11 protein-coding genes are annotated in these 12,933 nt (G+C 60.6%); 4 read left to right on the top strand and 7 right to left on the bottom strand.

Annotated features, from left to right (window positions below):
• Position 1 precedes the first annotated feature (1 nt).
• Positions 2 to 1,354, bottom strand: a complete 1,353-nt coding sequence (locus tag EN808_RS16835) for an LLM class flavin-dependent oxidoreductase (protein WP_135916431.1) — start codon at positions 1,352 to 1,354, stop codon at positions 2 to 4.
• A gap of 190 nt (positions 1,355 to 1,544) precedes the next feature.
• Between EN808_RS16835 and EN808_RS16830 the strand changes: the two genes are divergently transcribed.
• From EN808_RS16830 to EN808_RS16820, 3 genes are all read left to right on the top strand, one after another.
• Positions 1,545 to 3,371, top strand: coding sequence for an ABC transporter ATP-binding protein (locus EN808_RS16830; RefSeq protein WP_135916430.1), 1,827 nt, complete (start codon positions 1,545 to 1,547; stop codon positions 3,369 to 3,371).
• A gap of 70 nt (positions 3,372 to 3,441) precedes the next feature.
• Positions 3,442 to 3,882: a DOPA 4,5-dioxygenase family protein gene (locus EN808_RS16825; protein ID WP_135916429.1), complete on the top strand. Its 441-nt coding sequence runs from the start codon at positions 3,442 to 3,444 to the stop codon at positions 3,880 to 3,882.
• Between the two features lie 70 nt (positions 3,883 to 3,952).
• Positions 3,953 to 4,921 carry an ornithine cyclodeaminase family protein gene (locus EN808_RS16820; protein ID WP_135916428.1) on the top strand — a complete coding sequence of 323 codons (969 nt, stop codon included), beginning with the start codon at positions 3,953 to 3,955 and terminating at the stop codon, positions 4,919 to 4,921.
• Here EN808_RS16820 and greA read toward each other — a convergent pair.
• A complete protein-coding gene (gene greA, locus EN808_RS16815; protein WP_135916427.1) occupies positions 4,918 to 5,400 on the bottom strand; it encodes a transcription elongation factor GreA in 483 nt (160 codons plus the stop codon). The two genes, EN808_RS16820 and greA, sit on opposite strands and share 4 nt — an antisense overlap.
• Positions 5,401 to 5,445: 45 nt before the next feature.
• On the opposite strand from greA, the gene EN808_RS16810 reads away from it, so the two are divergent.
• Positions 5,446 to 5,718, top strand: coding sequence for a hypothetical protein (locus EN808_RS16810; protein ID WP_135916426.1), 273 nt, complete (start codon positions 5,446 to 5,448; stop codon positions 5,716 to 5,718).
• Between the two features lie 139 nt (positions 5,719 to 5,857).
• Here EN808_RS16810 and EN808_RS16805 read toward each other — a convergent pair whose 3' ends face one another.
• From EN808_RS16805 to EN808_RS16785, 5 genes are all read right to left on the bottom strand, one after another.
• Complete coding sequence (locus tag EN808_RS16805; RefSeq protein ID WP_135916425.1) at positions 5,858 to 7,600, bottom strand: hypothetical protein; 1,743 nt, start codon at positions 7,598 to 7,600, stop codon at positions 5,858 to 5,860.
• Positions 7,597 to 9,321, bottom strand: coding sequence for a hypothetical protein (locus tag EN808_RS16800; protein ID WP_135916424.1), 1,725 nt, complete (start codon positions 9,319 to 9,321; stop codon positions 7,597 to 7,599). The genes EN808_RS16805 and EN808_RS16800 overlap by 4 nt, the downstream gene beginning before the upstream one ends.
• 211 nt (positions 9,322 to 9,532) lie before the next feature.
• Positions 9,533 to 10,228 (bottom strand): hypothetical protein, encoded by a 696-nt coding sequence (locus EN808_RS16795; protein ID WP_135916423.1) that lies wholly within the window; start codon positions 10,226 to 10,228, stop codon positions 9,533 to 9,535.
• A gap of 174 nt (positions 10,229 to 10,402) precedes the next feature.
• Complete coding sequence (locus tag EN808_RS16790; protein WP_135867353.1) at positions 10,403 to 10,648, bottom strand: MoaD/ThiS family protein; 246 nt, start codon at positions 10,646 to 10,648, stop codon at positions 10,403 to 10,405.
• A 19-nt stretch (positions 10,649 to 10,667) separates the two neighbouring features.
• On the bottom strand, positions 10,668 to 12,932 hold the full coding sequence (locus EN808_RS16785) for a xanthine dehydrogenase family protein molybdopterin-binding subunit (protein WP_135916422.1): 2,265 nt from the start codon (positions 12,930 to 12,932) through the stop codon (positions 10,668 to 10,670).
• Position 12,933: the final 1 nt, after the last annotated feature.

The following is a 12,933-nucleotide window of genomic DNA, read 5'->3' as shown; positions in this document are numbered from 1 at the left end:
CTCAGGACACGGCGCGCTGATTGGCGCGCTGCTCGGCGAAGCGGTTGGCGGGGCGGGCAAGGCCGAAGCGGTCGCGCAGCGTGCCGGGCGCGTATTCGGTCGGCACCAGGCCGCGCCGCTGCAGTTCCGGCACCACCTGCTCGGCGAAATTCACCCAGTCCTCGGGCAGCAGCGGGAACATCAGATTGAAGCCGTCGCAGGCGCCGGCGACGTACCAGTCTTCCAACTGGTCGGCGATCTGCTTCGGCGTGCCGGCCACCGTCGGCACCGAGCCGCTGTTGGCGAGCTTGCGGGCGATGTCGCGCAGGCTGAGGTTCTGCTTCGACCATTGCTTGACGCGGTTGAGCGAGGTGCGCCCGCCATTGAAGGTGCTCTCGTCCGGCAGCGGCGGCAGCGGGCCATCAGGCGGGTAGACGGAGAGGTCGATGCCGCTCCAGCTCGACAACAGGTCGATGCCGACCTGGTCGGGCAGCAGCGTCTGCAGGTATTCCTGCTTGTCGCGGCCCTCTGCCTCGGAGGCGGCAACGATCGGCAGGATGCCGGGCAGTATCTTGAAGCTTTCCGGCCGCCTGCCGTGGCGGGCCAGCCGCTCGTTGATGTCCTGCCGGTATTTGATGCCGTCTTCCCGTGTGGAGAAGATGGCGAAATGCACGTCGGCCTGGACGGTGGCGAAATTCTTGCCGTCCTCGGACGAGCCGGCCTGCACGATCAGCGGATGGCCCTGCGGCGGCCGCGACACGTTGAGCGGCCCGCGTACCTTGAAATGCTTGCCCTTGTGGTCGATCGGATGGACCTTGTCGGGGCCGGCGAAATAGCCGGTCTCCTTGTCGATGAGGAGCGCCTCGTCCTCCCAGCTGTCCCACAGCGCCTTGACGATATCGAGGAATTCGCCGGCGCGTTCATAGCGGAAGGCGTGCTCGATATTGCCGTCGCGGCCGAAATTGCGCGCCTCCTCGTCCATCGCAGAGGTGACGACGTTCCACGACGCCCTGCCCTTCGAGATATGGTCGAGCGAGGCGAACAGTCGCGCCACATTGTAGGGCTCGCTGTAGGAACTCGACGCCGTGGTGATCAGGCCGATATGCCTGGTGACGCCGGCCAGCGCCGACAGCAGCGTCAGCGGTTCCAGCCGCGCATTGGCGTAGTGCGCGACGCCGCTCTTGACCGAATCCCAGATCGACACGTGGTCGGCGACGAAGATGGTGTCGATCGTGGCCCGCTCGGCCGCCTGCACCAGCTCGCGGTAATAGTCGAAGTCGAGCACCTCGCGCCCCGGCGCGCGGGGGTGGCGCCAGGCCATGCGGTGGTCGCCCTGCGGGTTGAAGAAGAACGCGCTGAGGATCATGTGCGACATGCCGGTAGCCTTCCCTGTCCATGCGAAAATCATCAGGCGCGGCGGCGTGTGGCCGTGCCGTGAAAACCTTCCAGTCGGTAAAAGTTAGATTGCGCCCGGACTTAATTCGAGTAATTTTATAGAGATTGTTCTATGTGAAAGCGGAAGCGATTGCCCCCGATCGCCGCGCGGACAGAAAGTGGTTTCGGGCATGTCCTCTTCATCGTCGTCTTCGGTTCTGAACGTCGAGCACCTCTCGGTTTCCTACCGGGGCGCCAGGCGCATCCACCGCGCGGTCGATGACATCTCGCTCGGGATCGGCCAGGGCGAAGCGCTGGGGCTGGTCGGCGAATCCGGTTCGGGCAAGAGCTCGGTGGCGCTGGCGGTGCTGCGCTATCTGCCCAGGCACGCCCGGGTCGAGGCCGCGCAACTCGCCTTCGAGAACCGCGAGATCCGCGACCTCTCCGCCGTCGAATTGCGCCGGCTGCGCGGCGACCGCATCGCCGCCGTCTACCAGCATCCGGGTTCGGCGCTGAACCCGAGCATGACCATTGGCGGCCAGATCACCGAGACGATCCTGCGCCACCGCCCGATGCATCACGACGACGCGCAGGCGCGCGCGGCGCAACTGCTCGGCCGCGTCCGCGTCGCCAATCCGGAGCGCGTGCTAAAACTTTATCCGCACGAACTGTCGGGCGGCATGCAGCAGCGCGCCAACATCGCCATCGCGATCGCGCTCGACCCGGCGCTGCTGGTGATGGACGAGCCGACCACGGCGCTCGACGCCAGCGTCCAGTCCGAGATCATCGCCATCCTCGACGATCTGCGCCGCGATCACCGCACCTCGATCCTTTTGATCAGCCACGACATCAACCTCATCAGGCGCTCCTGCGACCGCGTCTCGGTGATGCAGTCCGGCGCGATCGTCGAGACGGGTGTCGCCGAAGAAGTGTTCGACAGCCCGCGCCACGCCTATACCAGGGCGCTGGTCGCGGCGATCCCGACGCTGACCCGCACCAAGCGCGACGGCAGGCTGGCCGAGGATGCGAGCCCCATCGACCTCGCCTCGCCCCCGCCGGCCACCGATAGCCTCCCCGCCCGGCCGCGCGAGATCGCCGTCTCCTGCCGCGGCATAAGACAATCCTTCGGCGGCCAGCCGGTACTGCACGGCCTCGACCTCGACATCGCCGCCGGCGAGACGTTCGGGCTGATCGGCGAGTCCGGTTCCGGCAAGTCGACGCTGGCCCGCATCGTCACCGGGCTGCAGCCGCCGACGGCGGGCAGCGTCGAGCTGTTCGGCCGCACCGTGGCGCCGCTGGTCGAGCGGCGCCAGCCAGCCGAGCGCCGCGACGTGCAGATGGTGTTCCAGTCGCCAGACCGCACGCTCAATCCGCGCCAGCGCATCGGCCGCATCCTCGGCCGGCCGCTGCGCCGCCTGGCCGGCCTGCCGCGCCGCGCCGTACCGCAGCGCGTCGGCGACCTCTTGGCCTCGGTGCGCCTTGCCCGCGCGACGGCGGAGCAGAAACCCGGCACGCTGTCGGGCGGCCAGCGCCAGCGCACGGCCATCGCCCGCGCCTTCGCCGGCCTGCCGAGGCTGGTGGTGCTGGACGAGCCGACCTCGGCGCTCGACGTCTCGGTGCAGGCGACCGTGCTCAATTTGCTCAACGATCTGCAGAAGACGAAGGACACCGCCTATCTCTTCATCAGCCATGATCTCAGGGTCGTGCGCTATATGGCCGACCGCATCGGCGTGCTCTATCGCGGCCGCCTGGTCGAGACCGGTTCCTCCGACCAGATTTTCGCCGGCCCCAACCACCCCTACACGCAAATGCTGCTGGCGGCGTCTTCCAATGAGGGGCGGACCATGGCGGAAGCCGCCATCGAAGCCGGCCCCGATGCTGCCCTCGATGTCAGCTTTGCCGGCTGCGCCTTCGCCGGCCGCTGCCCGCTGGCCGACGACGCCTGCCGCAAGGCCGAACCTGTCGCCCGGGAAGTTGAAGCAGGCCATGTCATCGCCTGCTGGAAACGCGCCGGCTGAGCAGGGCTACAGACAAGCCGCCCGCGCTTCGGCTACAGTTCCCTCGGGGCGTCACCAGGGGAGCATCGAGATGAGCAAAGCCAGTTCAACGCCGGCCGGGCAACCGTCCGGTCCGAGACACCTCGCCGAGATCGCCAGCTACCACGCCCATATCTATTACGGCGACGCCGCCCAGCGCCAATACGCCGAATGGCTGCGCCAGCGCATCGCCGAACGGTTTCGCGTGCGCCTGGGCAGCTGGCGCGACGAGCCGGTCGGCCCGCATGAGCAGGCCATGTACCAGGTCTCCTTCGCCACCGAAATCTTCGCCACGCTGGTGCCCTGGCTGATGCTGAACCATGGCGGCCTCAGCGTCCTCATCCACCCCAACACCACCAACCCCAAGCGCGACCATCTGATCGACCCGCTCTGGATCGGAAAGGCATTGGGCGTGCATGACGAGGTGCTGGGGGAAGAGGATGAGGCGGAAGAGGCGCTGGAGGTGAACACGGAGCCGACGCTGAAAGCGTGAGGGCGTCCAGACCCGCGATGAGGGGGCTCTCGCGAAGCGGCGGTTTGAGGATCCCATGAGGAATGACAAGATGAACAACCAACCTTTGGCCGCCGAGACCTTGCCCTATCTGTCGTCCGCGCTGCTCGACCGCCTGTCGATCTCCACCGCCGACATGGTCGACGAGATCGAACGCCAGATATCAGGCCAGCGGCGGGGCGAGGTCTGGTGCGCGCCGAAGGCGGTCGTGCTGCCGGGCGACGACCGCTACATCATGGCGACGCTCGGCGTTGCGTCCACGCCGCCCGTGCTGGCCACCAAGTCGCTGGTCGTCAATCCGCGCAACGCCGCACGCGGACTGCCCACGCTGAATTCCCTGATCACACTGCTCGACGCCGAAACCGGCCTGCCGCTTGCCCTGGTCGACGGCAATTGGGTGACCGAGAAACGCACGGCCGCCTTGAGCGCCGTCGCCGCCAGGCAAATGGCCAGAAGCGATGCGTCATCCCTGGCCTTCATCGGCTGCGGCGTGCAGGCTCGCGGCCACCTCGAAGCCTTCGCCGACCTCTTCCCCTTGCGCGAAATCCGCGCCTTCGGCCGCGGCACCGCCAACCGCGACGCACTCTGCCAGATGGCGCGGTCGCGGGGTCTGGAAGCAATCCCCTGCGACACGGCACAGGCTGCGATCGAAGGCGCCGACATGGTGGTGACGACGGTGACCCTGGTGCCCAAACCCGAACCGTTCCTCGACGCCAACTGGCTGAAGCCGGGAAGCTTCACCGTGATGACCGACCAGGCCCTCCCCTGGCTGCCCGAGACGATGCCCCGCTTTGATCGCATTATCGTGGATGATCTGGAGCAGGAGAAAAACATGGCCAGGCCGATGGTTGATCCCACGATGGTCGCAGGCGACCTGACGGGTTTGGTGTGCGGTGATTTTGTGGGGAGACGGAGCCAAGGCGAGGCTACGGCGTTTGTTTTTCGAGGGCTGGCGGTGGGGGACTTGGCGGTTGCGGGGTTGGTGTATATGCGGGCGCAGGCGGCGGGGGTGGTCTGCTAGGAAATGGACAGGATCTCGAGTTCGCGCGGGCCCAGCTGGACAACATCGCCAACGGCCTTGCCGATCAGCGCGATCGCGACCGGCGAACCATGCGATATGGAAGCTTGCGCCGGGTTGGCCTCATCCTCACCGACGATGCGGAAGGTCTGGGTGCGGCCATCATCACGCGCGAAAGTAACGGTGTGCCCGAAGGCGATCACCTCATGAGACGTCGGCACCGGCATGGGCTGGGCCGTGCGGACGCGTTCGGCATAATAGGTGACATCTCGAACCGGAACCGCCGACTGGCGCCGCCTCTCATTGACATCCTCCAACACGCTGGCCGCCTCTAGTGCCTGCCGGGCGCGCGCCAATTCATCATGCAACATCTTGAGACCCGCCTCGGTGACGAGGTTGATCCGATTGGAAATAGGCCGAGCCGGCAGGGCGGTTTCCGACGCCGCCTCAGCACTTTCCTCCTTGGCAAAGGCTACGCTCAATGGGTGGCGACTCCGTGTCGAATGGTGTTGGTCAGGGGATAATGCATGGGCGGCGATCAAGCTTCAACAATTCGACGGCTGGCGCATTGGAAGTGCCAGCTCCGCACCAGCGGTGCCGAAAGCGACGGCAAGGCCCAGCGCTACCGCGAGGAAGCGGGCACGCTCGCCGCCCTGGCGGATAAGGACGCGGTGCTGGTCGGCCAGGCGGAGCTGCTGCGCTCGATGCTGGAAGGTGTGGCGCGGGATGCGATGCTGGCCGGCAGGCGCGAAATCGAGGTGGGGATTGCGGCGATTACGGCGACGCTGCGGAAGCTGTGAGGCAGGCGGAGGCGGTCGACCGAGCTGCTTCATGTGGATACCAGGCGCGCGACCTCACCGTCACGGGGTCTCGCAATCAGGAGCCACGTCACGAACAACACCGGTGCGTTGGCGGCATAGCCCAATTGCGCACCTCAGATCATTCTACACCCTGATCAGATGTATCGTCCAAAGCTTCAACATCGGCTTCGCCTGGAAGCAACCTCATCGTCAAAAAATGAGGTGGAATTGGAAGACGATGGATTTGACACGCCATGAGTGCTATCGGCCATTGCCCGTACTGCACAGCTGAAAGCTCGCCAAACTCGGTACAAGCAACAATCTCTCTGTTAATCTGTTCGAGAAACGCTTCAGGCCCCCCCGATGTGGTCAGTGGTGCGATACAAGAGCCGTGCACTGCAGAATCAACATAAAAGTGCTCTTCTGAAGTCTCGTCTGGTAGCCATAGTTGCCAAGTGCTGTGCTTCATATTCTTTGCATGAAATTCAGCGAGGTTACGGAAGCTAGAATTATCGTTGAGCATCGCCAACCATACACCCAGCGTGGGATAGAGCACGCTCCCAACCGTCGCTTCCTCCCGATAGCCTTCACCTGATTTTGGATGCATTGCAAGGTCTGCATATTCACGGAAAACGCATGGATACTGCCCGCTAGTTCTGTGGCTAAAAATCGAAGATAATGTGATCTGCTCTACCCAGTTAGCCATGAACTCATGCGCATTGCATTGTATAAGAAAAATACCGACCAAAGTGATCTCTATCGCGTGATCATCGCGCAGGGGGGTATAGAATACCTGATTCTGTCTAATCATATCGCAGATCAGGGTCTCACATTTTTTTAACTCATTATCTAGTGCAGATTCGTGATCAGGATTTATGCGGGCCACCTGGAACGCTTTTACATGAATGAGCCATAGACCGCTCATTGCGACACGCCCGAGTATCTCGAACAATTTCAAATTGATGTCGACGCTTGAGGCGGACGGGACGGAAACGCCAAGACCGTCTACCGTCTTGCAGTAAGGCTCCACGTGCTGCTCGATGAAGGTCGTGGCGATAATGCGGCTCAGCAAAATCATTTTTTGCGTTACCTCTGTGAGTGCCTGTGACAGTTTGGTCCTGCCAAAATGCGCGTGGCACAGATCCCACATGCGGAGAGTTGCTAGAGCACTTCCTCGATAGGCGGCTTCCAGATTTTCTGCATCGCGGCACCAGACAAAGATGGTCCAAGTGGCGAGATAAATCTGCCGCGCGATCCGCAAGCGCTCAGCAAGATTTTTCGGTGAGGTATGAATCAGCTGTTGCAACAGATCGTGGAAATGCGCCACGCAAACACTCGGTTCATCAACAAGAGCAACAGCCTTTCGAAATGATGCCTGCATTGCGTTCGGGAAAATGTTCTCCCGCAGCAGACCAGTAGCGATCAGATTTGCGATGTGATCTCCGTTCCACTCCTCAAACTCCAACCTTCCAGGAGTTGTATTTTTATCAATGAAGGCATCAACTCGAAGCCGCACATCTTCCTGAATGTCACCGCCGAAACAGAGTGCGATGATAATTGGCAGGTCTTTGTACCGAGTGGGCACATGCTTCGGGATGTAAACTTCGATGACCTCTTCGAGCGAAGGCCGCAAGGCCTGCTTTCCTGTTGCCCACTCGTCTCGGGTCAGATCACCCGATTTGATTGACAACAGAAACAAGGACTTCTGGCCCGTTTTCGGATGCGGACCGACTGCCGCAACATCGACGCCATATTGCGTCGTGCCGCGCTTAGGACGTGAGATAACGGTGTAACCTACCTCGCTCATGATGTCAGGTAACACCACGTCAAGTTCGTCTCTTTCATTTAAGGATGACAGATATTGTCTCAGGAGGAGCTTCATTCAGGCCGCCCCTCCAAGCGAAATCGATAAATCATATATTGGAGACGCGTCGGATACAGAATATCCATATGCGGCAGCGCTGCCGATGTCTGAAAGCTCTGCATCGGAATCACTTGACGGATCGGTTCATCAGACCCACCTGAATAAATATAGGCGATGGATGAGCGCCCATAGAGAAGAGTGCTTTTGCTAAACAACGATGAGAGCAACGAATTTTGCTCTGCGGCTCGGCCAATCTCTTTGTTGCGTTCGTGCGAAATCTCAGCTTGTGTGCGCCGTTCCATTGTTGACGGTCGGAGCGCAGGGTTGTTTGGCAGCGCGTGCAATGGTTTCGCGTAAGAATTCACGTGTCGCCGCATCCGCTCAATTGAGGGCTTAAGCCCGTCACGGGGATAGGTGTTGTAAGCCGCATCAAACAGTTCGAGGTCACTTGGATAGTTGCGCAGCCAAAAGGCTGCGATTTCTGTTTCAAGTACCTTTCTTTTTTTCAGATCCAACGACATCAGGCACGCACACAACAGGGAAACCGCCGGACCATGACTGAACATCAGATAGGCGAATATCTTACGCGTCAGGTAGAAGATATCCGGCGCACTCAGCTTAAACGCATCGAGATCAAAATCATGGATGGATATGTCCAGCGGGGGAAAAAGTGAACTAAGCTGGTTACAGATCTTATACTGTCCATCAAGAAGCCAACTCACCGCATACCAGCCGGCCAGTCCATCTGCCGCAGCTTCTATTTTGTACACGAGTGAATCAAACACCTTTAGCGTTGGAGCACCGGTTTCCTGACCGAGGATTGCCGTAAGCGTCTCAAAAACAGTGTCGCGGTCCTTCTCGATGTCCATATTGTAAAGAGCGTGATCAATCAGATCGAGTGTGCCGCCGCTGTTACTTTGGACCGTTTTCATCAACGCCAACACTTTATCCCAAAGTAAGGGAGGATACGCATCGCGGTGGTAAGCAGCACCGGCGATCAGCTCATGACGAACCTCTGCGCTCGGCTGGTTAGCTGCCTTTTCAAGCTCCGTCACCAGCCGAACAGACTTATCGACCTGTTTTTCCAGCATGCGGCCAGTCGCTGCAATCGCGACACGCTGATCATCAATATTGTCAGACGAGAGCAACTCGACGAGCCGCCTCTCTGCGAGGGCAGCTTCCCTTTCATCACCGTATTTAAAGTCGCCTAGTGCGAAGACTGCCTGGCGTTTGATAGCGGGGCGCTTGTCTTGCGAAAATAGAATCGTGGCATTCAGCGCATCAATAGGCGCCGCTGCCCTCCAAATGCGGAGTATCGTTCCTACGAATGGGCTGTCGTGATTGCCATCCTCTATAAGCGTGACAACCTCACTAATTCGCGACGGGTTTGCCGACACCCAAGATTCGAACCCCCTGTCCACATGATATGTGTTATGGTTCGATACGTTATTATGCATGACATGAAAGAATGGGGTAATACTTTCGGACGTATCTTTAACTGATGCCGAAAATCCCTCAAGAACATGCGCCATTCGCGTTCGATTTCGGTCAGGCAGCTTGTCCCAGTCCAACTTCTCGAAATACATAATAATGTCCTGCGAGCCTTCGTTGTGAAGGCTTGCCAGGAGCGAGCCAATATTTTTGAGCGTGCCAAACTCCAGGTCCGGTATTTCTGCTGCAAAGGATCCGTTCGAGATCGAAACTTGTAGATCGGCCTTCGTAATTGAAACGTCTGCCATCAAACTATCCCACTAATTTTCGCTTCACGCTTGAACTCCTAGTCGACCAGGCCGCAAAGCTGGCCTAAAAGTTAGGAGTTCGAAACAGCAAGCTTCACGCGGCCCGTGCTAAGAACGAGCCCACAGCCACCAAGCCCGTGTAATTGAATTAGAAAAGGCTCCGCCGTTCCGCCGGCTCGCGCCTGATCTGCAGCCCAGTCAAGGTCAGGATTTAGAGTCCGACAAAAGTCCGAAAACCTTCGAAGACCCCTATTAACTTCTCGCCGCCAGGTTGACCCATCAAAGCCCAGACCACATTCGCTGTCAGATTTAGAGCGATGCTTCCAATGATAACACTCATCAGCTGCAAAGACGATTTCTTGCTGAAAGCATCCTTGGCGACGTCGATAACCAACTCCTTCTGATATTCAGTTAGCTTTTGCCATTCTTCACCTTCTTTGTGCTTCTCGTCGATCTCTTTTATAAGGGCGTCCTTAACTCGGTTTCCCTCCTCGATCTCAGCCTGTCGTGTAACCACCTCTCGAGCAAGCTGCTCGATGTGTGACTTTGCGTTGGCAACCTCCAGCTGAATCTTCTGAAGCGCATCGGCAACCTTTTGGCTCCGTTCCGAAAAATCTACAGTTGACTGAGTACCAAGACGCCGCACGTAGATAAATAGTATAAATACTAAGAACGGAAAGATGAACGGGATTGGAAGAAATTCATAGATGATATAAAGGGGAAATATCAATAAAGATACTTTCTTGATCCCATCACGAGACGTAATTAATCTTGTATCACCGAAACTAACAACAAGAAAGGAAGCCGGCCCGATCTGACGGCGCTTATTCTCTATCCACAAAACTCCTAGTAGTGGTACCAGCAACAGAGCTGCGATCAAGAGAGCAACAAGCAGCCAGTCTGGCATCAGTTTCCACCCAATTAATTTGGCATACTAAATTGTAGTCAAATGGATGATAAAGCAGAATACAATGGCATTGAAGAGTCATAGTGACGAACTAGGCATCGGGCCTAATCGTTGAATCCACGTCCTGACGGAGTCGACCTCAATCCGTCGATATTAACGAAGAGGTTCCTCCCCCTACCCCCCAGCCAACCTCGGCAGCAAAAAAATCTCCGCCCCCTCCGGCAACTTCTTCCCCCAAGTATCCCGATAAATCACCCCATCGATCGCCACCGCGATCCCCCGATCGATCCACGGCTCCAGGCCGGGATACTGTTCAGCCAGTTTCCTGAACAGTTCCCTGATGTCCTTGGCCTCGACCTCGACCTTGCTCCGCCCCCCGGCAAGCTGGCTGAGCGCGCCCCAGAGCGTGACTTCGACCATCGCGCGCCGGAGCCTCGCCCTACCCTTCCCGTTCCGCCTCGATCGCCGCGAGGATCCTTGGCGGCGACATCGGGATATGGGTCATGCGCACGCCCGCCGCGTTCGAGACCGCGTTGGCGATCGCCGCCAGCGGCGGCACGATCGAGGTTTCGCCGACGCCGCGCACGCCATAGGGGTGGTTGGGGTTGGGGATTTCCAGGATCTGCGTGTCGATCATCGGCAGGTCGGAGCACACCGGGATGCGGTAGTCGAGGAAGCCGGCGTTCTGCAGCCGGCCGTCCTTGCCGTAAATATACTCCTCGTTGAGCGCCCAGCCGATGCCTTGCGCGGCACCGCCCTGGTACTGGCCCTCGACATAGGTCGGGTGCACCGCCTTGCCGGCATCCTGCACCACCGTGTAGCGGATCACCCTGGTCGCGCCCGTCTCGGGGTCGACCTCGACGTCGCATATATGGGTGGCGAAGGAGACACCGGCGCCGTCGGCGACGAGCTCGCTGTGGCCGGCGATCGGCCCGCCTGTCGTGCCCGACTTGGCCGCGATCTCCTTCAGCGACAGTTTGCCGAGATTGCCGTGCTTCTCGCCCTTGGCGACCGCGTGGCCCTGTTCCCAGACGACGTCGTCGACGGAGATATCCCACATCTGCGCGGCGCGCTCGCGCAGGATCTTAATCGCGTTGCGGGCGGCCGAGATGGTCGCCATCGAGGAGGAGAAGGTGCCGCGGCTGCCGTCGGTCATGTCGTTGTAGCCGAGGCTCGACGTGTCGGCGACAACAGCCTTGAGCTGGGAATAGTCGATGCCCAGTTCCTCCGCCGCCACCAGCGACAGCGAGGCGCGGGAACCACCCACGTCCACCGTACCCACTGCGAGCGACACCGAGCCGTCCATGCCGATGTTCAGGTCAACGCAGGTCTGGCCGCCGAAATTGAACCAGAAGCCGCAGGCCATGCCGCGCCCCTGGTTCTTCTTCAGCGGCGCCTTCATGTGCGCATGGGCCTTCACCGCTTCCAGCGTCGGGCCGATGCCGATCGGGCCGTAGACCGGGCCGTAGGATGAGCGGGTGCCTTCCTGGGCGGCGTTCTTGATGCGGAACTCGACCGGATCCATGCCGAGCTCCTTGGCGAGCTCGTCGACCGCGCTTTCCACCGCGAAGGCCGCCATCGGCGCCGAAGGCGCGCGATAGGCAGCGGTCTTCGGCCGGTTGACCAGCACTTCGTAGCCCACCGTCTTGACGTTATCGAGACGATAGCAGGCGAACGCCGTCATGGCGCCGATCTCGGCCCATGAACCGGCATAGGGGCCGGCGGAATAGCGCAGCGTGGCTTCGGCGGCCGTGATCGTGCCGTCCTTGCGGGCGCCGATCTTGACGTCGATCGAGGTGGCGCTGGTCGGGCCGGAGGCGCGGAACACCTCGTCGCGGGTCATCACCAGCTTCACCGGGCGGCCGGCCTTGCGCGACAAGGCGAGCGCCACCGGCTCGGCCCAGACATGGGTCTTGCCGCCGAAGCCGCCGCCGATCTCCGAGGAGGTGACGCGCAGCTTCGAGGCTTCCATGCCGAGCAGCTGCGCGCAGTGCTGGCGGTAGACGAAATGGCCCTGCGTGCAGACCCACAGATCCGCCGTGCCGTCGGAGCTGACATTGGCCACGCAGGCATGCGGCTCGATATAGCCCTGATGCGTCTGCTCGGTCTTGAACGAGCGCTCGACGATGAAATCGGCGTGCCCAAAACCCTGATGCACGTCGCCATGGCCGAACTGCGAGCGCTTCGTGACGTTGGACGGCTTGACCGGCTTTTCCTCCAGCCCCTCGGTGAAGACCGTGTCGTTGATCAGCGGGGCGTGATGCTGCATCGCCTCGTCGACATCGGTGACATGCGGCAGCACCTCATAATCGACCTCGATCAGCTTCAGCGCCTGCCTGGCCGTGCGGGCATCGATGGCGGCGACCGCGGCCACCGCATGGCCGTCATAGAGCGCCTTGGTGCGCGCCATGCAATTGTCGAGGATGTCGTACATGGCGGCATCGCCATCGGTGAGGTCAGGCAGGTCCTTCGCCGTGATCACCGCCTTCACGCCCGCAAGCGCTTCCGCCTTCGAGGTGTCGATCTTCCTGATCTTGGCATGCGCGTGCGGGCTGCGCAGCACGCGGCCGACCAGCTGGCCGGCCATGTTGAAGTCGGCGCCGTAGCGGGCGCGGCCGGTCACCTTGTCGACACCGTCGGGACGGATCGGGCGCGTGCCGACGGATGCGAATTTACGCCCCGAAAAACGCGGATCGAAATTCATC

The organism is Mesorhizobium sp. M8A.F.Ca.ET.165.01.1.1 (assembly GCF_004792065.1).
Lineage (GTDB): Bacteria > Pseudomonadota > Alphaproteobacteria > Rhizobiales > Rhizobiaceae > Mesorhizobium.
This window is presented reverse-complemented; position numbering and strand designations above follow the sequence as displayed.

Excerpts from the sequence above, each read along its gene's own strand:
- EN808_RS16820 (WP_135916428.1), top strand. The coding sequence starts at position 3,953 with ATGAACAACCAACCTTTGGCCGCCGAGACCTTGCCCTATCTGTCGTCC.
- EN808_RS16835 (WP_135916431.1), bottom strand. The coding sequence starts at position 1,354 with ATGTCGCACATGATCCTCAGCGCGTTCTTCTTCAACCCGCAGGGCGAC.
- EN808_RS16810 (WP_135916426.1), top strand. The coding sequence starts at position 5,446 with ATGGGCGGCGATCAAGCTTCAACAATTCGACGGCTGGCGCATTGGAAG.
- EN808_RS16800 (WP_135916424.1), bottom strand. The coding sequence starts at position 9,321 with ATGGCAGACGTTTCAATTACGAAGGCCGATCTACAAGTTTCGATCTCG.
- EN808_RS16805 (WP_135916425.1), bottom strand. The coding sequence starts at position 7,600 with ATGAAGCTCCTCCTGAGACAATATCTGTCATCCTTAAATGAAAGAGAC.
- EN808_RS16790 (WP_135867353.1), bottom strand. The coding sequence starts at position 10,648 with ATGGTCGAAGTCACGCTCTGGGGCGCGCTCAGCCAGCTTGCCGGGGGG.
- EN808_RS16785 (WP_135916422.1), bottom strand. The coding sequence starts at position 12,932 with ATGAATTTCGATCCGCGTTTTTCGGGGCGTAAATTCGCATCCGTCGGC.
- EN808_RS16795 (WP_135916423.1), bottom strand. The coding sequence starts at position 10,228 with ATGCCAGACTGGCTGCTTGTTGCTCTCTTGATCGCAGCTCTGTTGCTG.
- EN808_RS16830 (WP_135916430.1), top strand. The coding sequence starts at position 1,545 with ATGTCCTCTTCATCGTCGTCTTCGGTTCTGAACGTCGAGCACCTCTCG.
- EN808_RS16825 (WP_135916429.1), top strand. The coding sequence starts at position 3,442 with ATGAGCAAAGCCAGTTCAACGCCGGCCGGGCAACCGTCCGGTCCGAGA.